26 protein-coding genes and 1 other annotated feature are annotated in these 23,716 nt (G+C 37.1%); of the genes, 19 read left to right on the forward strand and 7 right to left on the reverse strand.

What is annotated here, in order from left to right:
• The first annotated feature begins 104 nt into the window (after positions 1–104).
• From N9I19_RS18330 to N9I19_RS18360, 7 genes are all read left to right on the forward strand, one after another.
• Entirely contained in the window at positions 105–239 is a 135-nt protein-coding gene (locus N9I19_RS18330; protein ID WP_284149541.1) for a hypothetical protein, read from the forward strand.
• Between the two features lie 94 nt (positions 240–333).
• Positions 334–2,220: a B12-binding domain-containing radical SAM protein gene (locus tag N9I19_RS18335; protein WP_317778608.1), complete on the forward strand. Its 1,887-nt coding sequence runs from the start codon at positions 334–336 to the stop codon at positions 2,218–2,220.
• Between the two features lie 25 nt (positions 2,221–2,245).
• Positions 2,246–3,211: a multinuclear nonheme iron-dependent oxidase gene (locus N9I19_RS18340; RefSeq protein WP_061464563.1), complete on the forward strand. Its 966-nt coding sequence runs from the start codon at positions 2,246–2,248 to the stop codon at positions 3,209–3,211.
• A complete protein-coding gene (locus N9I19_RS18345; RefSeq protein ID WP_317778609.1) occupies positions 3,196–3,990 on the forward strand; it encodes a hypothetical protein in 795 nt (264 codons plus the stop codon). The genes N9I19_RS18340 and N9I19_RS18345 overlap by 16 nt, the downstream gene beginning before the upstream one ends.
• Entirely contained in the window at positions 3,980–5,218 is a 1,239-nt protein-coding gene (locus N9I19_RS18350; RefSeq protein WP_317778610.1) for a peptide arginase family protein, read from the forward strand. The genes N9I19_RS18345 and N9I19_RS18350 overlap by 11 nt, the downstream gene beginning before the upstream one ends.
• On the forward strand, positions 5,215–6,288 hold the full coding sequence (locus N9I19_RS18355) for a metallopeptidase TldD-related protein (protein WP_317778611.1): 1,074 nt from the start codon (positions 5,215–5,217) through the stop codon (positions 6,286–6,288). The genes N9I19_RS18350 and N9I19_RS18355 overlap by 4 nt, the downstream gene beginning before the upstream one ends.
• Positions 6,289–6,301: 13 nt before the next feature.
• Entirely contained in the window at positions 6,302–6,997 is a 696-nt protein-coding gene (locus tag N9I19_RS18360) for a cupin-like domain-containing protein (RefSeq protein ID WP_317778612.1), read from the forward strand.
• 332 nt (positions 6,998–7,329) lie between these two features.
• On the opposite strand, the gene N9I19_RS18365 is transcribed toward N9I19_RS18360, so the two are convergent.
• On the reverse strand, positions 7,330–7,737 hold the full coding sequence (locus N9I19_RS18365) for an HTH domain-containing protein (RefSeq protein WP_125160322.1): 408 nt from the start codon (positions 7,735–7,737) through the stop codon (positions 7,330–7,332).
• 831 nt (positions 7,738–8,568) lie between these two features.
• Positions 8,569–8,806 (forward strand) — a binding site (T-box leader).
• A 59-nt stretch (positions 8,807–8,865) separates the two neighbouring features.
• Between N9I19_RS18365 and N9I19_RS18370 the strand changes: the two genes are divergently transcribed.
• The 6 genes from N9I19_RS18370 (at position 8,866) to N9I19_RS18395 (ending at position 13,873) form a co-directional block, all read left to right on the forward strand.
• The gene (locus tag N9I19_RS18370) at positions 8,866–10,215 is read left to right on the forward strand and encodes an amino acid permease (RefSeq protein WP_317778613.1); all 1,350 of its coding nucleotides are present in this window, start codon (positions 8,866–8,868) and stop codon (positions 10,213–10,215) included.
• Positions 10,216–10,444: 229 nt separating this feature from the next.
• Positions 10,445–11,101: a phosphatase PAP2 family protein gene (locus N9I19_RS18375; RefSeq protein ID WP_061466176.1), complete on the forward strand. Its 657-nt coding sequence runs from the start codon at positions 10,445–10,447 to the stop codon at positions 11,099–11,101.
• Positions 11,102–11,335: 234 nt separating this feature from the next.
• Entirely contained in the window at positions 11,336–12,082 is a 747-nt protein-coding gene (locus N9I19_RS18380; RefSeq protein ID WP_317778614.1) for a hypothetical protein, read from the forward strand.
• On the forward strand, positions 12,028–12,540 hold the full coding sequence (locus N9I19_RS18385; RefSeq protein WP_317778615.1) for a hypothetical protein: 513 nt from the start codon (positions 12,028–12,030) through the stop codon (positions 12,538–12,540). Before N9I19_RS18380 ends, N9I19_RS18385 begins: the two co-directional genes overlap by 55 nt.
• A 239-nt stretch (positions 12,541–12,779) precedes the next feature.
• Positions 12,780–13,109, forward strand: a complete 330-nt coding sequence (locus tag N9I19_RS18390) for a PadR family transcriptional regulator (RefSeq protein ID WP_061464555.1) — start codon at positions 12,780–12,782, stop codon at positions 13,107–13,109.
• A 2-nt stretch (positions 13,110–13,111) separates the two neighbouring features.
• Positions 13,112–13,873: an HAAS domain-containing protein gene (locus N9I19_RS18395; protein WP_317778616.1), complete on the forward strand. Its 762-nt coding sequence runs from the start codon at positions 13,112–13,114 to the stop codon at positions 13,871–13,873.
• An 81-nt stretch (positions 13,874–13,954) separates the two neighbouring features.
• Here N9I19_RS18395 and N9I19_RS18400 read toward each other — a convergent pair whose 3' ends face one another.
• From N9I19_RS18400 to N9I19_RS18410, 3 genes are all read right to left on the reverse strand, one after another.
• Positions 13,955–15,343: an L-cystine transporter gene (locus tag N9I19_RS18400; RefSeq protein ID WP_089363814.1), complete on the reverse strand. Its 1,389-nt coding sequence runs from the start codon at positions 15,341–15,343 to the stop codon at positions 13,955–13,957.
• Positions 15,344–15,578: 235 nt separating this feature from the next.
• Positions 15,579–16,718: a DUF4179 domain-containing protein gene (locus N9I19_RS18405; RefSeq protein WP_317778617.1), complete on the reverse strand. Its 1,140-nt coding sequence runs from the start codon at positions 16,716–16,718 to the stop codon at positions 15,579–15,581.
• Positions 16,715–17,281 carry a sigma-70 family RNA polymerase sigma factor gene (locus tag N9I19_RS18410; RefSeq protein WP_317778618.1) on the reverse strand — a complete coding sequence of 189 codons (567 nt, stop codon included), beginning with the start codon at positions 17,279–17,281 and terminating at the stop codon, positions 16,715–16,717. The genes N9I19_RS18405 and N9I19_RS18410 overlap by 4 nt, the downstream gene beginning before the upstream one ends.
• A 347-nt stretch (positions 17,282–17,628) precedes the next feature.
• On the opposite strand from N9I19_RS18410, the gene N9I19_RS18415 reads away from it, so the two are divergent.
• The 3 genes from N9I19_RS18415 to N9I19_RS18425 all read left to right on the forward strand — a co-directional run bounded on the left by N9I19_RS18415 (position 17,629) and on the right by N9I19_RS18425 (position 19,744).
• A complete protein-coding gene (locus tag N9I19_RS18415; protein WP_230302387.1) occupies positions 17,629–18,141 on the forward strand; it encodes a GNAT family N-acetyltransferase in 513 nt (170 codons plus the stop codon).
• 209 nt (positions 18,142–18,350) lie between these two features.
• Positions 18,351–18,812 (forward strand): VOC family protein, encoded by a 462-nt coding sequence (locus N9I19_RS18420; RefSeq protein ID WP_284469906.1) that lies wholly within the window; start codon positions 18,351–18,353, stop codon positions 18,810–18,812.
• A 74-nt stretch (positions 18,813–18,886) separates the two neighbouring features.
• Entirely contained in the window at positions 18,887–19,744 is an 858-nt protein-coding gene (locus N9I19_RS18425; protein ID WP_317778619.1) for a pentapeptide repeat-containing protein, read from the forward strand.
• 167 nt (positions 19,745–19,911) lie between these two features.
• Here the strand turns inward: N9I19_RS18425 and N9I19_RS18430 are convergent, their stop codons facing one another.
• Positions 19,912–20,304, reverse strand: coding sequence for a hypothetical protein (locus N9I19_RS18430; protein ID WP_317778620.1), 393 nt, complete (start codon positions 20,302–20,304; stop codon positions 19,912–19,914).
• A 182-nt stretch (positions 20,305–20,486) separates the two neighbouring features.
• On the opposite strand from N9I19_RS18430, the gene N9I19_RS18435 reads away from it, so the two are divergent.
• Positions 20,487–21,224, forward strand: a complete 738-nt coding sequence (locus N9I19_RS18435) for a MerR family transcriptional regulator (protein ID WP_317778621.1) — start codon at positions 20,487–20,489, stop codon at positions 21,222–21,224.
• Positions 21,225–21,301: 77 nt separating this feature from the next.
• Here N9I19_RS18435 and N9I19_RS18440 read toward each other — a convergent pair whose 3' ends face one another.
• Entirely contained in the window at positions 21,302–21,703 is a 402-nt protein-coding gene (locus N9I19_RS18440) for a hypothetical protein (RefSeq protein WP_125160307.1), read from the reverse strand.
• 105 nt (positions 21,704–21,808) lie between these two features.
• Here N9I19_RS18440 and N9I19_RS18445 point away from each other — a divergent pair, with 105 nt between their 5' ends.
• Positions 21,809–22,231 (forward strand): UPF0715 family protein, encoded by a 423-nt coding sequence (locus tag N9I19_RS18445; RefSeq protein ID WP_317778622.1) that lies wholly within the window; start codon positions 21,809–21,811, stop codon positions 22,229–22,231.
• A 241-nt stretch (positions 22,232–22,472) separates the two neighbouring features.
• Here N9I19_RS18445 and N9I19_RS18450 read toward each other — a convergent pair whose 3' ends face one another.
• Positions 22,473–23,153 (reverse strand): copper homeostasis protein CutC, encoded by a 681-nt coding sequence (locus N9I19_RS18450; RefSeq protein WP_317778623.1) that lies wholly within the window; start codon positions 23,151–23,153, stop codon positions 22,473–22,475.
• Positions 23,154–23,414: 261 nt separating this feature from the next.
• Between N9I19_RS18450 and N9I19_RS18455 the strand changes: the two genes are divergently transcribed.
• Positions 23,415–23,681: a transporter suffix domain-containing protein gene (locus N9I19_RS18455; protein WP_250211696.1), complete on the forward strand. Its 267-nt coding sequence runs from the start codon at positions 23,415–23,417 to the stop codon at positions 23,679–23,681.
• Positions 23,682–23,716: the final 35 nt, after the last annotated feature.

A 23,716-nucleotide genomic window follows, 5' to 3' on the forward strand; every position in this document is an offset into this window, starting at 1 on the left:
GGAGTGCATTTCATGCGTTCCGTTTCAATACGTTGGACACAGAAAAATAGATGAGAGCCTTGGAGTTACAGGCCATCGATCATACATGTTAAGGAGGTGAACATATGACAAAGCAAGTGGAAAAAACAGAAGCGGAAAAGTTAGTGGAAAACCTGGAAGTAATCGAAGCTAAAGAACTGGAAGTGGGGAGTGCATTTCATGCGTTCCGTTTCAGTACAGTGACGGGCGCAGAAAAATAAGTTAGATCCTAAATCCATAAGGTGATCCAAAGAGAGTGTTAGCTTTTATAAAACTAGCACTCTCTTTGGATAAATAAAAGGAGAATTTTTTCAGATGAAAAATTCAGATGCCATGATAGTTTTTCCTCCTCTAACTGAAGCCAGGCTCTTTCCGTATTTAAGTTTACCCATGATTACTAGTTTTTTGAGAAGTAAAGGAATGAGTGTAAGCCAAATTGATTTAAATATTGAATTATGCCATACCCTCTTTAGTGAAGATTGTTTAAATGAATATGTGAGCATCAATGAAAATGGAAGTAAAGACTTAAAATGGGTATATAAAGTCGAAATGGCTAAATACTTATTAAAAGAACAAAAGCAACTTTACAATAATGTATTCATTGAGAAAAGATCTTCTGATTCATTGAAGTATGACGTTCGGTTGGTGAGACAAGGCATAGAGTTACTGCTAGTCAATTCGTTTTTAAAACTGGAAATTACCTCATTGGAAGAAATCCTTGAGTCGGTAAGGGATTTTAGCTGGAAAAAAAGTGATATAGCAACAAAGACCTTATACGAAAATATCAAAGAAAAAATTCTAAACGATAAACCAAAAATCTTCGCGCTTTCTATTGCTTACTATAGCCAAATATTACCTTCCCTTTTAATATGCAAGTGGATTAGAGAACTTTCCCCCAATACCCACATTATTTTGGGCGGGCAACAAATCATGATTCGTCAATCATCTTTCTTAAGCCTAAATGGATTGAATCAATTTGTGGATTCATTAGGAATTTCAGCTGGCGAAGAAACATTATTCATGTTAAACAGGTATTTGAAAAACGATTGCCAAATCGTGGAGGTGCCGGATATTGTTTGGCTTAATGAAAATAATGTTGAAAATGTCCCTTCCAAGTCTGCATATAGGATCACCGATGCCTTACCACCTGATTTTTCTGATTTACCGTACAAAAACTATCTAGATGAAGAAGTGCATATGTCTTTGATTACATGTGTGGGGTGTTACTGGGGACGATGCACTTTTTGTTCATATGGTAATAGATCAAGAAAAGAAAAAAGTTATCAGCAGAAAACGGCAAGGCAGGTAGCAAACGAGTGCGAGGATATCATTAACAATTATGGGGTTAATAGAATTAATTTCATAGATGAGAATACTAATTTGCGGCTTGTCGTCAATGCAGTCAAAATACTTAAATCAAGAGGTTATGAAATTAAATTCAGTACACGGAACCGTCTTGAGGATGTGTTGTTAGACGCTGGTTTTTGTTCTGAACTAAGTGATTTAGGTTGCATTTTAATGTCTGTTGGCTATGAAACCAATTCTCAAAGGATTTTAGACTCCTTGGATAAAGGAGTGCAATCTAGTAATTATCAACAGATAATAGATAATTTACATAATGCTAACATTACGCTGCGGATGTCTATAATTGGTGGTTTACCTGGTGAAACCGAGGATGAAATTGAATGTTCTGAGGAATTTTTACTTAAAAATCAAGATAAAATTGGCATCGACGTCATGCAAATGCTCGTTTTGGAACCAGGCACTTATATTTATGAAGATACAAATAATCCTGATATCCATATTCAATCAAGCAAGAATCTAAGAGGAAACAAATTACTCAATTATGGGATGGGTAGAATGGGCGCTACATTTCAATACTCTGACGGAATAACATTTGAAGAAAAGCTGAATAGATTCCTGCAGCTGCATAAAAATATCAACCCCCAAAAGAATGATGAGCTGCCTCCTGATAAATACAAAAAGGAAGGACAGGATATCACTTCAAATACCTTATTGATAAACCCTTGGACTAAAATCATTAAGTTAGATAAAACGTATATCATGGATTTTGTCTGGCAAAGAATCTTCTTGGTCCCAGAATCCTTAGAAGTATTCGGAAACTCATTAATAATGAGCAAGGCAGACGATAAAAAGTACCTAGAGTATTTTGTCGAAAAAGGTGTGATTAACCTTAACTAATAAAACTTATGGGGAGGAAAGACTAATGAGCACAGTCTATCAGAAGATAAAATTTCCAGATGTAAAGGAAAAACTTGGACTTGGTTTAGGCATGGATTTACCTTGGGGGGAAGATATAGGTTTTTCAAGCAAAGGGGACCATGACGACATCACGCTTAAGATGAAAGGCTTTTTTCAAAATTATAAAGACGAGTTTAACTATATTTTCTTTGCCTTTCAACCGAAAAATAGAAGTGTGTTAAAAGCTGAGGATTACTTTGATGCTTATGATAGATTATTCGAAGCCAATCCACATCTTAAGGCAAGAGCATTCCATCAAACGATTTTAAATATGGGGGCTACCGAATATTACAAAAAATCGGAAATCATAGAATTCACAAATAAGATTATAGAAAGATATGACATAAGATGGATCGTAGAAGATCTTGGCCTGTGGTCAATAAAAGGAAAAACCGTCCCTTTCCCTTTGCCGCCATATATGACACCAACAGGATTGGAAGCTTGTATAAAGAACATCAACGAATACCAATCTGAACTGGCTGTTCCAGTTTCAGTTGAGTTTCCTGGATTCACTGAAGGTACTAACTTCTTTATTGGGGAAATAAATGGATTTGATTATTTCAGAACATTGGTCGAGGAGACAAACTCCCCGATCACTATAGATATTGGTCATATCCTCAGTTATCAATGGTTATTAGGGAATACAAATGAAAAGATGTTCAATGGTTTAGAAAAATTGCCTTTTGAAAACTGTTTTGAATTGCACCTTTCAGGCTGTCAAATCATTAAAGGGAAATTCAGAGATCTGCATCATGGAGTTTTAATGGATGAACAAATCCAGCTTTTAGATTACTTGCTTCCTTTATGCCCTAATTTAAAAGCCATTACATATGAAGACCCTAAATATACAGATGAAGGAATATTAATTCCGAAGTCACAGAAAAATTATCAAAGAATGAAGGAGGCAGTTGAAAAATGGCAAATGATTTAAAGCCAAAGAATTATTCACTGGACGAGTTACTTTACAATTTATTATATGATTACCAATATAGAAATAACTTTTTAAATGATGAATTGGATGAATTGAATTTATCAGCTGATCATTTAAATCACATAAAAACAATAGATAAAGAAGAGCTTGTAGCAACGGCTACAACGATTGTAAGAAATTTAATGAGTGGAAACATTGAACATAATGGTGGTTTAAGAACTTCTTTTCCCGGTGTTTTTCAGGCTTTGGAATTCCGTAAAACCGATATAACGCTGCTTATGCATAAGTTCCTGGCGTCCAAACATTTCGAGGGTTACATGGAATTGCCCTATGCTGGGGAAGGGACATGTATCGAGGAAGCGTTTTATAATTATTTGTCTGAAAACGAGGAGTTTATCCTTGCGGCTGAAAATAATCATTTGTTATTAAAACACGAATTTTTAAATGCCATTTTATCTATACTAACAGTCAATAAACACCCATTTTTCAGAATAGATAGTGACCTGGTTAAAAATAATGGCCATATTTACTACGCGTACCAAACATATTCTAAAGAAATATCCGAGGCACTAAGTGGAAAAAAAGTAGCTGGTGATTCCGAAATGGTCATATGGCTATATGCAGCGACCGAAAAAAATTTAGTTAGGGGTCCCATTCACCCAAGTATTTTAGAAATGGTAGAAATAGGAAGTTTAAGGAAAATAAGCCGCCAACAAAAGTTCAATCAAGACCAGATAGATTGGATTCTGAACTTAGGATTAATCAAGAATGATGGATAAAATATATGTATATGAGGAACATAGTGAAGTATTTTCATATTGGGTCAATGAAATTCCTAGGAATAGTACCTTGGTCTATTTTGATCAGCACTTAGATTTAAAGTTGATAGAAAATTCAAAAATTAAAAGAATTAGTCAGTTCATTAAAGAGGGTCTGTGTATTGATGAATTGAAAAAAGATATACCTTGCAGGGAAGATGGAAGATATTGTTATGGGATTGATGACTTTTTGTACGCCGCAATACAAGAGGGTCTTTTTCGGAAAATTATATGGGTATACCCTCATATGTTAGGAGAAAAGGGTTTTAGTGAATTGCTATGGGGCCTTTTGTCCCTTATACCGAATCATGGAAAAGAATTCATATCAAGCTTTAGAAACGGGAAAAATTCTGCTTCTGTACAATTAAATAATATTGAGTTACATGTCACAAGTATTGATTATCTGGGAGAATTCATAATTAATGAACAGGTTATTGTAGATATTGATTTGGATTATTTTTATGATCCCAAGACTAATGAGTTATCCAATGATATAGACGAAACCTTACATGTGTTGGGGAGTCTAGGCATCATTAATCAAGTGAAAACAATGACCTATTCAATTAAAAGTGGTTTTCTACCTGAAAGTTTCAGGTGGTTAGGGGAATATATAGCCGGGCAAATGGGGAGGGAAATTGTATATTCCAAGGAAGATAAGATTTCCCCGAAGGTAACGATGGAGAAAATTTCATCTAATAAAAAGTTGAGTCTAGCTGAAATAGATGATTTAACCTTTGAAATGAAACCATTAGGCGCAATAGGATGGAAATTGAAATCCATTCTCTATACCCAATCTGGTGAAATTGAACGTGCTATGAATTGCTATCAAAAAGCAATTAAAACAGGTGATGATTCATATTGGGCTGCCTATGTTTTAGGCATTCACTTTTTCAAGGATAGTCATTATGAAGAGGCTCTAAATTGGTTTAGTAAAACTGGAAATATAGTGGATACCATCGAGGCACATGGCTTAATATTACGTTTAATTTGTTGCCTTCGCTTGGAGCTGTATCAAAAAGGATATGATTTATCAAAAGATTGCATCGAATTATTGCCTATGAGAATAGAGGGTTATAAATTGGGTGAAGTATTCGCATCAAAACTTGGAATGGAATTACCGGATTTTGACGGAAAGATCCATAACGATCCTTCGCAATTAATAATTAGTCGAGCTGATACGAAACCATGAACAATGAATATTTAATATCATATGATTCAGCTGTTGAAGGGGTTGTTTCACCAGAGTACGAGAATGAAAAGAATAAGTTTCTTCAAGAAGAATTAAATCATTGTTTAACATTCATTGAACGGGATAGCTATGATCACTTAAGGCATTGGAAGTCTTTTAAACTTCGTATCGGTTTGAGCAGTTATGAATTAAAGTATTCCATCCTTATAATGATTTTAATAGAGACTTCAGCATCTATTATTCCAGTAATATGGCAAACAAGAACTAATAAGTCTCCATGTATTGAATTAATCGATCATTTTGAAGTGATTTTAGCGGAAATAGAAGCAGCTTTATATGGTCAGCAACTTGAACGCAAGATTGAAACACAAATTGTGCTTGAGCCATGGACTGGATCCCATTATGTACACGAATGTTTTGGTCATACGTTAGAAGCAGATAATTATCTAGAGTATTTAAAGCCAAATGGAATAACGATGGGATACAAATGGTCAGAATATAAAATTAACGTATTCGATGATCCGACCATTCCTGGGCAAAATGGCAGTTATTTATTGGATGCGGAACAGAATGAAGCATTTAGGACGAACCTAATAAAGGACGGGGTAAACGTAGGTTTGATGCATAATGCAAAAACCTGTAAGCTCCTAGGCTTACAATCTTCCTGTAATGCAAGAAGCGTTGACTCATCTTCACTTTCGATGCCAAGAATGTCAACAACCTATTTAGATTCTGGCAATATGGAAGTACAGGAGATAATTTCAGGAATTGACAATGGGATCTATTGCAGAGGTGCCTGGGGTGGGGGATCACTTGGTTTGAATTTTGTAATCCGGCCAGCATATGGTTTGGTCATTAAAAATGGGAAATTAACCAATAAAATACTTAGAAGATTTGATATTAAAGGAAACAAACTTGATTCAGCTAAAGCTATAAAGTCCCTTAGCAATGAATTGCTTTTTTTTAATCCGGTTTTCGGCTGTAATAAAAATGGTGAAAATAACCTTAGCGTCACCCAAGGTTCACCTCATATTCATTTTGAAAATCTAACATTGTATCCCGTACTCTGAAAGGATGAGCGAATTGATAGAAAAGATACACTATAAAGAATTATCACTAATGGACTTTGAAGAAAATTATGCGGGTAAAAAGCCACTGATAATAACTGGATTAGTAGATTCATGGCCTTCTAGGGATTGGGATACAGACTATCTACAGTCTAATTATGGAGAAAGGGAAATAATCATTAGGAAATCAGGATACGATCAAGAAAAAAAATTTTACAAATCAAAACTTGGTAAATTCATTGGTATTTTAAATGATAACCCCGAAAAATTGTATTGTGACTGGCCTTTTTCGATAATGGGCAATGAGGATTTAGAGAGTTATTTTGAAAGTCCATCTCTATTCAACCATAATACAATCAAGACAAAAAACAACAAGAAATTAAAATGGATTTTCCTTGGTTCGGTTGGAACAGGAACCCCAATACACCAGGATTTTGAGAAATCACATAATTGGAATGCAGTAGTATTTGGCCAAAAAAAGTGGATTTTCTTCAGTCCTGATGATACTGAGTATGTGAAAGATTTGAAGCAGGATTTATTCGATTTGGATTTAAAGGAGGATTCAACTTTCAAATATACCAAGCCCTACATTGTGGACCAGTTTTCTGGAGAATTAATGTACACACCTAAAAATTGGTGGCATACCGTTCGAAATATCAAAACTTCTTTCTCTGTTAGTGAGAATTTCTGGTATAAAGATGAAAAGGAATAATCCTTTTTTATAGGGCAGAGCATCCATCGGCTGGTTCCGAGCCGATGGACAGACCTGTGATAGTTGGGGAAAAAATCACTTTTCCTTGGTATAGGCATGGAACCTTCTTGGCAAAGTTGCAGAATACAACCATTGCATCCTATTGGAACCTGCATTCTGGAGAAAATTCTGTTCTAATATAAGTATTTTAGAAGTTTATCAAATTCTTGGTCAGGGGTGTTGTAAAGAGCTTTTTAGCCATTTTTCCGTTCTCCTCTTTCTTTAGCCATTCTACTCTAAGGGTACAGTTTATTCGACGGTATATCCTCTTTTCGGATAATGCTATAAACAAATCATTTAAATATATAATGCAAAAAAAGGACTGTTACTGCAAGTTTGTACCTTTTCTCGATTGAAAGAGAATCTTTTTCTTTCATGAATTTTTCGATATCTTCACATTCAAGATTAGAGAATAAGGAGATCGTCTCTACTGGTATACCAAATTCATTGTTCAGTGCTTGAGTTATAGCGGAGACCCTTTCATCTGCATCGGTTGAAGGTACACCTATGACTAAAAGGCCCACCAAATCTATTAAGTCCATCATTTCTGTTTGAGTTATAGAAGATTGAATATTTCGACCGTTCGCAAAATCTAAAATGACTTGTTCAGATATTCCGGTAATTTTACTTAATGATGCTGCAGGCATTTTATAATCATTTAGAAGAGTTTTTAATAACTCTTTAGGTTCATGACCAATCATCTTTAATAACCCTCTTTCACTTTTAACTCTATTATATGGAAGTAGACAATATAATTATATATTGTCTACAGTTTTTTTATGGCTTGTATAATTTGAACGTTGATTAGAACGTAGGGCACTCGCTTTCCGCGGGGCGGGCAGTCCGCCCTCGGATTGCGCCTGCGGGGCCTCCCCTAGACACGCTTTTCCCGCAGGAGTCTCGCACACCCGCTCCAATCAACTTTGTTATAAAATTAAAATCTCTTTTGCCTACAGTCTTAGACAATATAATTATATATTGCCTACTTATTTTTTGAAAAATACCCTTTTTTAGAAACCTAAGGATTAATCGATGATTTGCTAGTAGAAGGTTCATAAAAAGAAATGAGAAGTGAGTAACATTGGGATAACACTACGTTAGGAGACAATCCAACTGCAGATATATTACCTATTATTTAGGTGGAAATGCTCAAGTTTCTAGGGGGATTGATGATCTGTAAATCTGCTAACGTGTTACGTCTAACGCCTAAAAGCTACAAGGCAGAAAACTAAATTAGCAAATATGTAAAAGTGTGATCAAATGAGCAAATCAATAATATCCCGTTTTCCCCAGAAGGTTGGTAGGCTTCTTTTATACTATCCTTTGGGCAAACAAAATCTATAAAGGTTTCAGTGATAACCAATCATACTTTATCATAAATAGTATTTTACTGATTTCATATAGCTGGCCCACCACGATTTCATATGATTTGTTCCTTTGAAAATATTATCCTAAGAAAATTATTGACAAATTTACTTCGAGTCCGTATAGTATGGGATATTATTAAAAATATTCAGATATAATTTAATTTTTGAAACGCAATGATCAGGAGTAGTAAAAGCACATTATTCGGTAAAGAGAGCTGCGGGTTGGTGCAACGCAGTCCAATGATACTTTGAACTTGCCTGGGAGTGGTAAAGTGAAAGATAGGAATTATTCTATTCTTTTGTTTTAACGATTGACCTTCGTTACAAGGTTTTTAAAGCAGGGTTCTAAAAAAGAACCAATAAGAGTGGTACCGCGGTAAGCTTAAGGCATATCGTCTCTTTCTTCATTTGATTATGAAGGAAGAGACGATATGCTTTTTTTGATTTTTGGGAGGTAAGGATATGGAGACGGACAAACGGAATTTACAGAGGACAATGACTTCAAGGCATATTACGATGATGGCATTAGGCGGTGCCATCGGGGCAGGTTTATTTAAAGGAAGCAGTTCAGCCATTGATATGGCAGGACCTTCCGTAATCATTGCGTACTTGATAGGAGGCATCATCCTTTTATTCATCATGCAAGGTTTAGCTGAAATGGCGGTCCGCAATAGCGGTGCACGTACATTCAGGGATTTGGTCCAATCGATTTTAGGAAAGTATCCTGCCTATTTCCTGGATTGGATCTATTGGAAAATGTGGGTATTGAATATCGCGGCCGAATCAGTGGTTGCGGCGATTTTCATTCAATATTGGCTGCCTGGATATCCAATCTGGATACTGGCATTAGCTGTTTCGGTTTTAGTTACCGCGGTTAATTTGCTGTCGGTAAAGGTTTTTGCTGAAACGGAGTACTGGCTTGCTTTAATTAAAATTACCGTCATCATTGTGTTCATCATGGCTGGATTATTGTTATTGCTCGTGACTTTTGGTGATCATACAGCCGTCGGTTTCTCTAACTTGACTGAGCATGGCGGTTTCTTTCCAAATGGATCAAAAGGTTTAATCACCGCGATGCTGGTGGTAATCTATTCATATGGCGGAACGGAAATTATCGGGGTCACATTGGCTGAAACGAAAAATCCTGAAAAAGTGGTTCCAAAAGCCGTTCGCAGTACATTGGTAAGGATCATTTCCTTCTATATCATTCCATTTTTCATCATCGTTAGCTTAATCCCTTGGAATGAAGTAAACGGTGTGCCGGAAAGTCCGTTTGTGATGGTCTTTCAAATGATCGGGATTCCAGGTGCAGACCATATTATGAACGCCGTCGTTCTGCTGGCGATCATTTCATCGATGAACTCTGGATTGTATGGTTCGTCCCGCGTTCTGTATACACAAGCGGTGGACGGTCGCATTCCGAAAATCTTTTCACGGTTATCCAAGAAAAAAGTTCCTGTTTTCGCAATATTAATGTGTACGTCCGCTTTATACGGCGGTGTACTGATTTCCTTATTTGCTGGAAGCAAGACCTTCGATTTCCTAATGGGATCGCTGGGATATACCGTATTATTCATCTGGTTGATCATTGCATTCGCCCATTTGAAGTCACGTAAACAACAGTCCGGAAAAACCAGTGCCTATTCGGTTAAATGGTTCCCGTATACGACATGGGCTGCGATCATCGCTTTAATAACGATCCTGATCGGAATCATTTTCACGACATCCATAATCGTAACGATCATGACACTTTGCATCTACATTTTCATTACCTTAACGTATGTATGGAAAAGACGCCATAACAAAATCTAGAGAAAGCAGTGTTATCACCTTTACCTTCTCGCATATTCATTTTAAGTTCCAAGCCGTGGTAACATACCATGGCTTTCGTTATGTATTTTGGGTCTGGTGAAAAGTAAGAGATATCCATTTTACTAGTTCATGGGAATCATTAACTTAAGCAATTAAAGAGTTAATCTAGTGAAAAATGTTGTATAATAATCTTTGGAAAATAACCAATATATTGAAAGCTGGAGCGAGCATGAAAAACAATTCTATCTTATCCTTTCACCCATTATGTTATTTATTACTTTTAGTGATTACTAGTTCCATCTACTCGGTAATCAATCAATCCACAGGTCACGCTGTCGATGTTACGACTATAATAGATGGGGAGATTCCCTTTATTAAAGAATTTGTCGTTCCTTATTTACTTTGGTACCCGTATATTTATGGATTGCTGATTTACTACTGTTTCGTTGACCGAAAGCATTATTTTGTGGCATTAGGCAGTTTGGTATCAGGGAAACTTATCTGTTTTCTTGTATATTGCCTGTGGCAATCGACAGTCCCGCGTCCAGAAGTGGTGGGGAACGATATCTTTGCCCATTTAATGCGAATTGTTTATAGTCATGATCAACCTGTTAACTGTCTTCCCAGCATTCATGTACTGACTACATTCATCATGATGATCGTCGTTCATAAGCGGAAAGAGCAGCATAAATGGGAGTACATCAGTGTCACTACATTGGGAACACTGATTATCCTTTCCACGCTATTCACGAAACAGCATGCTGTATTGGATGCACTCGCAGGAATACTTCTTGCATGTGGGGTATATGCTGCTGTCCAGTATATGTTCCAATCGTTATCGGCTTTTCAGACCAATCATTACGCAGCGAGGCAAATGAAAAAGTGATTACAGGCCATAAAAGAAGGAAAATGCCACTGTAAGATATTCGCTCCCATGAGCTGATATTTTACAGTGGCATTTTATGTGAAGTTCATTTAAAAAACAACAAGAGTATTGAAATAATGAAGGTTGATCAAGTAGACAAGATAACTCGAAAGATGAAGGTGGGATTTGGATATTTATGTTAAAGTGTATAAAGAGAATTGAAATAGTGGACATTTAAATTAGGGGAGGAACAGAATGACTCATTATCTTAATCGAATTGCTGAAGACTTGTTTAAAGCGAAATTGGAAAATTATTGGCCGGGTTTTGAACTTGTTGCATATGCATTATATGATAAGAAAAAAGTTTATCTATTTAATCATCCTAAATTTAGTAACAATCAACAATCTACATATCATATTTTAAGTTGGGATGTGCAGTTTACTGGAGACACAATCATTCTGTATGAAGAATATCCCACTGCAATTGTTAATATGGAATCGTATGAGGAATATGAAGGTTTGTATTCAATACTTGTTCACGAATTATTTCACGGCTATCAGTATATAAAAGGTGAAAAACGGTTTCCTGATGAAATGATGGGAATCACATATCCGTTGTCAAAAGATAATGTGGAATTACGAAATCAGGAAAGAACAAATCTTTATAGTGCGTTGTTGGAAAACAACATTATTAAGAAGAAACAATATCTTAATAATTTCATAGCCTTAAGAGAAAAAAGAACAGCCAAGATTAAAGAGTATTTAACATATGAAAAATTAATTGAAACCGTTGAGGGACCTGCGTGGTATGTGGAATTAAAGGCTTATTCGGAAAAAAGCCCACATGATTACCATTCAGTTTTAAAAAAGTATGGACAACAGCTACTAAACAAATATGAATCTACTTCTAGTATAAGAAGGAGTTGTTATAGTTCCGGTTTGTTTATGTGTTTATTACTGGAGGAGCTTTCACCAGGCTGGATGGAAAGTTTTTTTGTATAGAAGAAACATTATATGACCTAGTTAAAAAGCATTCCGGTGACTATATAAAATATCCGATAGCAGATGTGAAAATAAGTTCTGAAACAGAGAAAGCAGTTAATTTTGCTTTAGAAAAGAGAAAAAATGAATTTGAAGAATTTTATCAACAAGCAGGAATTCATCTATATATTGAAGGGGAAATAACTGCCAAAACCTATGATCCGATGAATATAATCCCCTTAGAAGATAGACTTTTACATAAGAGCTTTTTAGAAGTAAGAATCAACAATGAAGATTATCATATTCAACAACCCGTTATTGCCTATTTTGGAAATGGAATTCAAAACATAAATAGATTACATCTGATTTTAGAGAATAAACCCATTGAAAATATTGATTCGCTTACAATTGATGGTGTTGGTGAAATAAAGGGAAGATATAAGAAACAAGAAAATACCTTGCATTTACTTATTAATTAAAATGTATCCGGTAGTTTAACAATAAAATGGACATTAAAAAATAAGTGGCTCTAATAAATCGCCAAAAATTTTAACATAGCCGAAAAAAGAAGAAATCCCACTAAAGGAATAATAAGGGATTAAACACTTGCAATACAAGGTAGTTAAATGTAAAATAAAGTATATCTTCCTTTTTTAAGTAATATTTTTTAAACTAATACCTTGTTATACAAGACAAAGGGGGAGGTGATTTAATATCCATGACATCAACTCAAATGCTTAAAGGGATATTGGAAGGTTGTCTGTTAGCAATCATTAAAGAGGGGGAGGTTTACGGGTATGAATTAGCCGAAAAGCTTGGGGGATATGGATTTGATTCTTTAAGTGAAGGTACCATTTATCCATTATTAATACGCATGCAGAAGGAAAAGTTAGTAATTACGACTTTAAAGAAATCTACAGCAGGTCCTAGTCGGAAGTATTACTCTTTATCTGAAAAAGGCGAAAGCGAACTGGAAGTCTTCATTGACCGCTGGAATAAGCTAAGTTCAAATGTAAATAAAATAGTGAAAAACAAAGGGGGAATGTAAAGGTGCTTGATGTTAACAAAGCGTTATCCAAGGAAAGTCAAAACTTTTTAGAAAACCTCAGATTATACCTTTTTTCAAGTGGAAAGAAAACGGCTGAAATCGAGGATATCATCGAAGAGTTAGAGGTCCATCTTCTTGAAGCTGAAAGGAATAAAAAAAGCGTGGAACATATCGTAGGCAGAAGTCCAAAAGAATATATGGAGCAACTTTCTGATGAAATGTCTGTTGATTTTATGGGATGGCTGAAATATATAGTGATGATTTTAATCGGGGCATTTTCCTATTGGATTATTGCAAAAGCTATAAATGGTGGTATTGAATTTTCAATGTGGGAAATCATTGGTTATCCTTTTGCTGGCATACTTTCGGTATTCATTTATATGATGTGTTTTAGGTATATGGCTAGTCATAAATTATCCAAGGTAAAGCAAGGTGTACTCCTATATGGACTAGGCATAATCTCGATTGCGTTATTTGCAGGTTTAATTATTTTTAGTGGCATTTATAGTACAACTTTTATAAAACTTGATAACACAGGTAATATTATTGCTGTTATACTAGCCATTTCAATATTCATCCTCATATCCTTATGGAGCAAATCCTGGGTTTCCATCATCATTCCGATACTCCTTTATGCACCTGAAGTTTTATTGAAACAGACCCATTACCAAGGGAACGTTAATTTGATACTGAGCAGTTTGATAACGATGCTGGGTATCCTTCTTTATTGTGGATATACGATCAGGAAAACCAAAAGCAGTTGAAGTGATTTTTATACAGGTTCATTAACCTATACAAAAAAAGCACCAGACTTCCTATGACAGGCAGTCCGATGCTTTTTTCTTTTACATTTCAGCTTCTATTTTCAAAGATGATTCTTCGCTGAACTGTTCCTTATCCAGGTCGCCTGTTATTTTACTAGTCAGAATACCGGAAGTCATGCTTCCACTGACATTCACAGCCGTTCTTCCCATATCGATCAATGGCTCGACGGAAATCAAAAGTCCAGCCAAGGCGATTGGCAAGTTCATTGCAGATAATACTAGAATGGCAGCGAAGGTTGCTCCTCCGCCTACACCTGCAACCCCGAAAGAGCTAATGGCCACGATGGCAATCAACATGGCTATAAAGGAAGGCGTTAGTGGGTCGATTCCCACCGTTGGAGCGATCATGACCGCTAACATGGCCGGATAGATGCCGGCACAGCCATTTTGACCGATCGATAAGCCGAAGGATCCGGCAAAGTTGGCAATTCCTTCGGAAACCCCTAGTTGTTTCTGTGTTTGGATGTTCAATGGGAGTGCTCCTGCACTTGTTCTTGACGTGAAGGCAAACGATAATACCGGGAAAGCTTTTCTCAAGTATACCATTGGATTCAATCCTGCAAGCGTCAGCAATAACAAATGAATGAGGAACATGACAATCAGGGCGACATAAGAGGCCCCCACGAATTTCCCCAACTTCAGGATGGCATCCAGATCACTCGTAGCTACCGTCTTCGTCATGATCGCCAAGATTCCGTATGGTGTTAAACGCAGGATCAATGTGACTACGCGCATGATGATGCTGTGCAATGTATCTACTATTTTAGCAAAAAATTCAGCTTGATCAGGCTGCTTCCTTTTGACTCCTAAATAGGCAATTCCAAGAAATGCAGCAAAAATTACAACGGAAATGGTTGAAGTCGGACGTGCTCCCGTTAAATCAAGGAACGGATTAGACGGAATCAATTCAAGGATTTGCTGCGGCATCGTTTTATCCTGAATCGTACCGTATGTTTCCGATATTTGATCACCACGGCTTAACTCTGCTTCCCCCTGCTCAATTTGAACGGCTTCCAAATTGAATACAGTTGCAGAGGTGATCCCCACGGCTGCTGCAATCGCAGTCGTTCCAAGCAGGATTCCGATGATCAGGACACTGATTTTTCCGATATTACTAGTTAGTTTCAATCTTGTAAATGCGGATAAGATCGAAATGAAGACAAGCGGCATGACGATCATTTGCAGGAACTTGACATAGCCGGAACCTACAATGTTAAACCAATCGACCGATTTAATGATCGCTTCTGACTGAGGTTCATAGAAATACTGCAAAAGAAGTCCGAATACGATCCCAAAACCAAGTCCAGTAAAGACCCTTTTTGTAAAAGAAATATGTTTCTTATTCATGTAAAATAAAACGCCTAAAAGAACGAGCATTATGGCAAGATTTAAAAACACATATCCAATCATATCTATTCCTCCTAATTCCGATTAACCAAATAAGAATAATGAATATCTGAAGACAATGATACATCATCCGTTGATTTTTTACCAGAAGAAAATAATTTATTTTTGACTTTTGAAGGGATTCATGTATATATCCATATTCACGAACTGGATTAGAAGGAACAATAAAAAGGAGGCATACATGAACCCTTTCCGCTCTCGGATCAGGATTTCTGTATACCTCTCGTGAATAGAACAGTTATTTCTTCAAATCAATCATGATATCGTCCAATACCAACTCTTTGGGAGCATTTTTTGGTTTTGATGGGAAGGATGACACCTTTTCTTTACCATCTTCCGTTATGGTTACTTCCCCATGATTCTCTGAGGTGAAATTCCGTAACGACAAATGAGGAGTTGCAATCAGTTTCGTAGCATTCTGATCAATTTTTTGGAAGGTTTTACTCCAGCTCATATTATAAGAACCCAAACCCATTCCTCCGTTGCCTTGACCAGAGTAAACATTTCCTAAGTCATCTTTAATGGTCAATTCAACATAGACGTCATCCCACTTGTTTTTAACCAAGTCGGAAACTTCTTGATTGTAGTGAACGACAAATGACATCGGTGATATCGCGATTTTTTCAACGGAAACCTTTACTCCATATTGATCTACACTTTTATTGATGACCTTCTCGTTGCTTTCGGTTGCCTCTAAAGAGAAGGCAAAGTTCCAATTTCCTTTTATCTCTTTATGCTCGTCAGTAATACTAATGCTGTTTATATCCCAGTCTATATTTACCTTATCTTCTTTAAGATCTTCTAAATTACTAGCCGTTAATAAGCCTACATATTTTTTATCAGCTACTTTTGTAACTCCATCCGATCCTGCTTGGGCTTTCATTTCTTTTATATTCGGGCCGGGAATATAGAATGATCCATCCCCCAAATCTTCTTCGCTTTCAATAGTATAAGTGATGGTTACCGTTTTACCGTCATAAATGGCGTCATTTATCGTGAAAGTAAGGCCATTGCTTTCTTCGGTAAGGCCAATTTCGTTGGAGTAGGCCTTATAATCACCGTAAAGACCCTTTCCAGTATTCTTGATATCATCATAGAGACCCGTTTTTCCATTACCTAAAAAGCTGAAAATATCTCCTATTAAAGGAATGCTTTTAGCAGAAGCGGTAAACGAGAATCCTATCGTTGCGGTGGATAATCCGAATATAATGGAAGCAGCCAGCACATTCTTCTGCCAACGCTTCATTTTTTTCTTCTTGCTTATTGATTTTTTGAGTGATCTTTTGATTTTGGCTTTTTCTAGTTCGGTGACTTCCATTTCCTTAAATTCAGTTTCGTCTATGTCCATATCATTTAATAATTCATAAATATCCTTCATACGACGCTGCCTCCTAACTTAAGATTCGTAGCTTTTTGACTTAGCTTCTTTTTCCCTCTATAAATACGATTGTCTATTGATGCTTTGGTCAACCCGAGTTTTATCGATATATCCTCATTTTTCAAACCTAGAAAGTACTTCATGATAAAAATATCCCGATCAACAGGTTCTAAGAGATTGATTAACTGAAGCAGTTCTTTTCTGTCTTCCAATATAATCAGTTCATCTTCTACAGATTTTTCTGAATCTACTTCTGTGTAACCTGACGTAAGCTCCATTTTCTTCATGGCTTTTCTGTAGTAATCAATCGCTTTAAACTTAGCGATCGCACAAATCCATTTTCTGAAATCTGTTTTATCCCCATGGAACTTTTTCGAATTGTTCCAGATTGAGAGAAAAATATCATTGATGCATTCCTCCAGAACACCGTCGTTCTTGAGTGGTGAGAGAACCTTATATGCGACCCCCTTGATTAGTGGCAAATAGGTATCCACTACAAATTCCAATGCATCCTCTTCTTGGCGTTGCAGCCGCTCGATAAAATTTCCTTCAGTAGACTTCATGATCATGATTCCCCTCGTTTTTTTGTAAAAGCTTTTACAACTTATACAACGTATGTAAAAAGATTTATTCTCAACTATTTGTGGAGTTTTATAGAAATTAGTTGGTATGATGGGTTCATAGTATTTGGAATGATATGGTATTGAGGGTATCACGATTTGTCAGTATGTGACAGTGTTATCCAAATGACAGCATTAAACGATCAAAAATAGATTCTTTACTAAAGGCACATGCTTCCTGCTAAAAACTGTTGAATGAAAAAAATCTTTATCCATTTATCAGGAAGGATAAGCCCTTGGTTTTCTTGAATGATAGGTAATGCTTAGCGTTTTTGGAAAGGGATGAAGGAATGAAGGATATATACATTGATAGGCTTAATGAACAGGATGCACAAGAGTTATTTGCATTTGAATGCAATAATAGAAGGTTTTTCGAGCATACGGTCCAAAGCCGGGGAGATGATTATTATAGCTTTGGAACGTTTGAGATTAGGCATAAGGAATTATTAAAAGAACAAGAAGATGCTATCTCCTCTTTTTATCTGATTAAGGATGGTTCAGGCATAATCGTCGGCAGGATTAATCTTGTGGATATCGACCCCATTAATGGTACGGCACATGTCGGATATAGAATTGGTGAAGCGTTTACGCAAAAAGGGATAGCGAACGAAGCTTTAAAGCTTTTGGTTAATCTTGCGCCGGAATTGAATGTGACTCAAATACATGCCAAAACGACAAGCAGCAATATGGCTTCTCAAAAGGTTTTAGTGAAAAACGGTTTTGAAAGGATTTCGATTAATACGGAAAATAATGCGGATACCGGTCAAAAGGTAACATTCTACCATTTTAGTAAGAACCTATAAATCCACATTCCTCTATTCATTGACCGCATTCCCAGGAATAAAAATTGTGAAAAGGTGGGGAGGTATCGTGAAGTACCGAAGGGCAAGCGAGGATTGACCGCTTGACAATAGCAAAGGATTTAAGAGCTGAAGCAGCAATGAAGAAATAATCGCGAGATATTTTCCCGGCAAAAGGGTTCATTACTTAAAAGGAGAAAGGAGAATGTAATATGATAGAAGGTTTATATGAAGCCCATTTACCCGTTAAGAACCTGGCCATCTCAATCGATTTTTATAAGAAAATAGGCTTGAAACTAGCTTGGAGGGATGAAGATACTGCCTTCTTTTGGATAGAGGAAAACAAAAGCTGGGTCGGCCTATGGGAAGGGAAAGAATATCAAACTCCATACCACCCTTCACTAAGGCATATCGCCTTTCGGGTATCTTATGAAAATATGAAAAGTTCGTTAACTTGGCTTCAATCTCTAAAAATTGAAGTCGTCCCTTTTGGTAAAAGGACAACCATTGAACCTTTTGTGCGTCCGAACCAAGGAAACGCTTCCGTCTATTTTACTGATCCTGATGGCAATAGTCTGGAACTTATGTGTTTGGTAAAAGTCCCTGATGCATATAAGCATATGACCGAAAAACTTTCACTTGAAGAATGGGAAAAACTAAAGTCTATCTTATAGAAGAAAAAAATCTACTAGTATGAAACGATTGGTTTTAGAAAGGCAGAGCCAGTTTTTAAAGGAAGGTGTAAGTATTGTTCAGTCAATTAACGAATGACGATAGTATTCTTAATAATTTGCGTGCAGACTGTGAGTATTGTTTTGGTTTGTGCTGTGTAGCTTTGCCTTATGCAAAATCTGCTGATTTTGCATTTGATAAAGATGGAGGTACACCATGTTCAAACCTGCAATCAGATTATCGTTGCGGCATCCATGAAAATCTCAGAGCAAAAGGATTTAGGGGCTGCACGGTATATGAATGCTTTGGTGCCGGTCAAAAGGTATCCCAAATCACTTATGATGGAAACGATTGGAGAGACAACCCAGCGTCAGCAAAGGAAATGTTTGATGTATTTCCTATTATGCAACAACTTCATGAAATGCTTTGCTACTTAAATGAAGCACTGAATTTAGAAGATGCGAAACCACTTCATCGGGATTTGCAGGCTGCTTTTGAAGACATGGAATATCATACTAAGCAAAGTCCAAAGTTTCTATTGGAACTAAATGTACCAGCCCATAGAGCGACCGTTAATGATTTACTTCTGCGCACAAGTGAACTGGTACGTGCAAAGGTTTCATTTAAGAAAAATCAAAAAAAACAGTACAAAATAGGCAGGGGGAGCGACCTTATCGGTGCAAAGTTGAGAGGTGCTGATCTTAGGGGAGCGAACTTAAGAGGAGCTTTGTTTATTGCATCTGACCTCAGGGAAGCTGACATGAGAGTGACTGACCTTATCGGCGCCGACTTTAGGGACGCTGATTTAAGCGGTGCCGATCTCACCGGAAGTTTCTTTATCACACAAGCACAAGTTAACTCGGCCAAAGGCGATATGCATACAAAATTACCGCCTTCTTTAAGCATTCCCGATCATTGGAGAAAAAAAGTGTAGCTAAGATCGGAGCTAACTTTCATACAGAGCAAATGCTTCATTCACGAGTAAAATGCGAAAATTCACGAGTAAAAGGTCGAAACTCACGAGTAAAATGCGTAAATTCACGAGTAAAAGGCCAAAACTCACGAGTAAAAGGCCGAAACTCACGAGTAAATGGCCGAAACTCACGAGTAAAGACCGAACTCACGAGTGAAAGCGTCAAATTCACGAGTAAAAGCGTCAAACTCACGAGTAAAGCCAAACTCACGAGTAAAAGGCCCAAATTCACGAGTAAAAGGCCCAAATTCACGAGTAAAATGCGAAAATTCACGAGTAAAAGGCCAAAACTCACGAGTAAAAGCGTCAAAACTCACGAGTAAAATGCCCAAATTCACGAGTAAAAGGTCGAAATTCACGAGTAAAAGGCCAAAACTCACGAGTAAAGCCCAACTCACGAGTAAAAGGCCAAAACTCACGAGTAAAAGCGTCAAATTCACGAGTAAATGGCTCAAACTCACGAGTAAAAGGCCGAAACTCACGAGTAAAGCCCAATTCAAGAGTGAAAGCATCAAACTCACGAGTAAAAGGCCCAAACTCACGAGTAAAAAGGGAATTTTAAAGTGTGAACTCTGACTATCATGCGATTCTTCATTAGGAAGGATCGTCTTTTCAAGTTATGTAGAAAATTTTCATTTTTCTATTTGACTCTCACGTTGCGTAATACCTTACAGTAAATGATATCGAAAGGAGGTAGGAAGCAGTGGCAATGAAAGTGAAAGAACTAGCCGGTTTAGTTGGCATTAGTGTGCGGACACTGCATTATTATGATGAGATCGGGTTATTATCGCCAGAGGAGACAACCGATTCCGGTTATCGCCTTTATTCGAATGAAAATCTTGAGATGTTGCAGCAAATCCTGTTTTTCAGGGAACTCGACATGCCTTTAAAGGAAATTAAACAAATGATAAGCAGTACTTCGTTTGATAAACAAGAAGCGTTAAGGCAGCATCAAAAAATGTTACTGGAGAAACGCAGTCAACTCGATAAATTAATTAACACGGTCGATAAATCGATTAAGCATATGAAAGGGGAAATTCAAATGACGGATAAAGAAAAATTTGAAGGGTTTGACTTCAGTCAGAATCCTTATGAAGAAGAAGCCCGAGAGCGTTGGGGGGATAAAGCTGTCGATGAGTCGAAGGCTAAAGTGGCGGGTATGTCCAAAGATGCACAGAAAATTGTATCGGATATTTATATAAACCTTGCGTCAATCCGTACTGCCTCGCCCGAGTCGGAGGAGGCACAAAAAGCAATTAAAGAATGGTATGACTGTTTGAACAATAACTTCGGAACATACTCACCGGAAGCTTTCAAAGGATTAGGACAAATGTACGTGGATGATCAACGCTTCACCAAAAATATCGACCAATATGGTGATGGTTTAGCAAAATTCATGTGTGATGCGATGGGGCACTTTGCTGACGCTAACAAAAATTAAGTCTCAAGACTAAGAAATTTCAAGATGGAAGGTTGCTGCGGTAACCTTCTAATTTTGAGTCAGGCAATATCCAACCCCTATGGCCTGTACCCGTATGAAAAACTGAATATGAAAATGAATAGTAAAAAAAGGGCCAATGATGGAATGAAACTAACGATCACCCATCCCTTCGCTTCCTTACTTTTCACACTTGTGAACCATTTAAAATAGATGAACAGGAGTATTATTAAAAAGGACCATAAATAATAACCAGTCATAGTGTCAACCCACGCTGAATTTTTATCCCAGTAAGCGTCAGGTACAGGAGTGATATTCTCGTACTGTTTATCAATTTTATTTTTAGTGGTAATGAAGAGATAGGAAATGACAGAGTAATAAACGGCAATGGCGGCTTTTACCCACCAAGGTAAGAATCGATTGGAAATCACTATTAAAAAGATGATGGCCAGAAAAATGAATAATTCGATATATAGCTCCAAAATAAAAACACCTCCATTTTATATAGTATAATGATTATGTAAAAATTCCCATTGTATTATTGTAGGCTGCGTTGTCCGCCTGCTTATAGCGAGGTGTTGGTTAAAATGGAACTTTGGAAAATGAGTCAAAAGGTATCGGAGCTAAGCGATGTGATTCCTTCTTATTTTTTTAGTCTAGTCTCCTCCTGTCTATCGCTTTCCACGGTGTTGGTTATTTTTAGCGGGGGTTCCTGGGGGGTACTTGGTATTATCGTGTTTTCTTTTTATGTGGTTATTCCTTATTTATTATTTGCTGTTCCGGTACAGGTCCTTTTCAATAAACATCCTAAAAAATTCAGTTTACTTTATTTTTGCCTTTATATTTTTTTCTCTTTGCTGGCTGTATGCATTTATATTTCGGTGCTTAATTTTGACATCAGTATGGAAGTTTTAACTACAAAGAATTACTATGCAATAAGCCTTTCTGCGGCACTGATTTTTTGGTTTTGGGACTCAGTCTTTTTACAAAAAAAGATGTCTGAATCATAAAAGGGACCAAAGAAATGGTCCCTTTAGACTGTAGACAAATTTGAACGTTGATTTCCACTCCTGGCACTCGCTTTCCGCGGGCGGTCCGCCCTCGGCGCCTTTGCGCCTGCGGGGTCTCCCCTGGACGCGCTTTTCCCGCAGGAGTCTCACACCTTCCGTTCCATCAACTTTGATTTAAATTTAGATAGAACCCCTTTTGTCTATAAACTGAAGGGACCAAAGAAATGGTCCCTTTCCGATATTATTTCTTTAGCATGTTCACGATTTCTTTAGCTTTTTCTAATTGGACTCCTTCAATGATACTGTTATTTTTTCGAACAGCCGTACCGAAATGATAGTGACCGGTATGCAATTCGGAATGGATCGATAGGATATTATCCTTATTTAAGCCGCTTCCCACCAATATCGCTATGTCGCCGCAGACTCTTTTGATTTGTTGAATGGTTTGCATGCGGCTGGGCAAATCCCCATGTCCACCGGAAGTCAATATCGTTGTGATTCCTGGATATTGTCCTAGCATTTCAGCTGAAAGGACTGGGTCGTTTGTGTCATCGATGGCTCGGTGGAATGTAATCTCCAAACCTTCACATACCGTCAATAGTTCTTCGAGGTATGGTCGATTGATTTCATTTTTTTCATTTAATGCACCCAATACGACCCCGTTCGCTCCCAGTGATCGAATGATTTGGATATCTTTTTTCATGATTTCCAAATCATTTTGAGTATAACAAAACGATTGGCTATGAGGCCTGACCATAACGTTGACTGGTATCTTTACCGAATTGACGACAGCTTCTATCAGGGCGTGGCTGGGAGTTAATCCCCCCTCGGCTAAAGCACTGACAAGCTCGATTCGGTCTGCGCCCGATTTCTCGATTAATATGGCATCTTCTATGGTTGTGGCAATGAATTCAATGTACATTGGATTTTTCCTTTCCTGCATGCAAGTGTTATAAGAATAGTATGTATAAGATTATTAAATCCATTAAGAATGGTAAAGTCAATCCATTAATAGACAATGCCCTCCCTAGCTTTCCTCAATTGAAATTTCTTTATATCTCATATTATGAAACGAAATGAACATTCAAACGTATAAAAAAAAGAATATATTCAATGGTATATTTGAAAGTGGAATGTTCGGCGGGGGAATTAAATGAAAATCATCATGACGGAGGTTATTTAATTGGATAAAGAAAGTAAGGAAATAAAGAAATCGAAGTTTTACAAAGTAGGGATGGGATTCCTGATCATTTCCCTTCTCACTTGGATCATTCCTGTAATAGCTCCTTTTACGCCTTTTTCGACTGGCGTTAAAGCGGGAGTCATAACAGGTGCAATCGTCTTTGCGGAAGTCATGTTTTGGGCGGGCGCGCTTTTGGTTGGGAAAGAGGTGGCTGCTAAATATAAAGGTTATTTAAACCCGAAAAATTGGAAAAAAGAAAAAGGGTGAAGCAGTTTTTTATAAAAAGGCTAGGAGTGAAGCTC

The sequence above is a fragment of the Peribacillus sp. CSMR9 genome, assembly GCF_033141925.1.
In the GTDB taxonomy this organism is placed as follows: domain Bacteria; phylum Bacillota; class Bacilli; order Bacillales; family DSM-1321; genus Peribacillus; species Peribacillus simplex_A.

Excerpts from the sequence above, each read along its gene's own strand:
- N9I19_RS18330 (WP_284149541.1), top strand. The coding sequence starts at position 105 with ATGACAAAGCAAGTGGAAAAAACAGAAGCGGAAAAGTTAGTGGAAAAC.
- N9I19_RS18335 (WP_317778608.1), top strand. The coding sequence starts at position 334 with ATGAAAAATTCAGATGCCATGATAGTTTTTCCTCCTCTAACTGAAGCC.
- N9I19_RS18340 (WP_061464563.1), top strand. The coding sequence starts at position 2,246 with ATGAGCACAGTCTATCAGAAGATAAAATTTCCAGATGTAAAGGAAAAA.
- N9I19_RS18345 (WP_317778609.1), top strand. The coding sequence starts at position 3,196 with ATGGCAAATGATTTAAAGCCAAAGAATTATTCACTGGACGAGTTACTT.
- N9I19_RS18350 (WP_317778610.1), top strand. The coding sequence starts at position 3,980 with ATGATGGATAAAATATATGTATATGAGGAACATAGTGAAGTATTTTCA.
- N9I19_RS18355 (WP_317778611.1), top strand. The coding sequence starts at position 5,215 with ATGAACAATGAATATTTAATATCATATGATTCAGCTGTTGAAGGGGTT.
- N9I19_RS18365 (WP_125160322.1), bottom strand. The coding sequence starts at position 7,737 with ATGATTGGTCATGAACCTAAAGAGTTATTAAAAACTCTTCTAAATGAT.
- N9I19_RS18370 (WP_317778613.1), top strand. The coding sequence starts at position 8,866 with ATGGAGACGGACAAACGGAATTTACAGAGGACAATGACTTCAAGGCAT.
- N9I19_RS18375 (WP_061466176.1), top strand. The coding sequence starts at position 10,445 with ATGAAAAACAATTCTATCTTATCCTTTCACCCATTATGTTATTTATTA.
- N9I19_RS18380 (WP_317778614.1), top strand. The coding sequence starts at position 11,336 with ATGACTCATTATCTTAATCGAATTGCTGAAGACTTGTTTAAAGCGAAA.
- N9I19_RS18390 (WP_061464555.1), top strand. The coding sequence starts at position 12,780 with ATGACATCAACTCAAATGCTTAAAGGGATATTGGAAGGTTGTCTGTTA.
- N9I19_RS18400 (WP_089363814.1), bottom strand. The coding sequence starts at position 15,343 with ATGATTGGATATGTGTTTTTAAATCTTGCCATAATGCTCGTTCTTTTA.
- N9I19_RS18405 (WP_317778617.1), bottom strand. The coding sequence starts at position 16,718 with ATGAAGGATATTTATGAATTATTAAATGATATGGACATAGACGAAACT.
- N9I19_RS18410 (WP_317778618.1), bottom strand. The coding sequence starts at position 17,281 with ATGAAGTCTACTGAAGGAAATTTTATCGAGCGGCTGCAACGCCAAGAA.
- N9I19_RS18415 (WP_230302387.1), top strand. The coding sequence starts at position 17,629 with ATGAAGGATATATACATTGATAGGCTTAATGAACAGGATGCACAAGAG.
- N9I19_RS18420 (WP_284469906.1), top strand. The coding sequence starts at position 18,351 with ATGATAGAAGGTTTATATGAAGCCCATTTACCCGTTAAGAACCTGGCC.
- N9I19_RS18445 (WP_317778622.1), top strand. The coding sequence starts at position 21,809 with ATGGAACTTTGGAAAATGAGTCAAAAGGTATCGGAGCTAAGCGATGTG.
- N9I19_RS18450 (WP_317778623.1), bottom strand. The coding sequence starts at position 23,153 with ATGTACATTGAATTCATTGCCACAACCATAGAAGATGCCATATTAATC.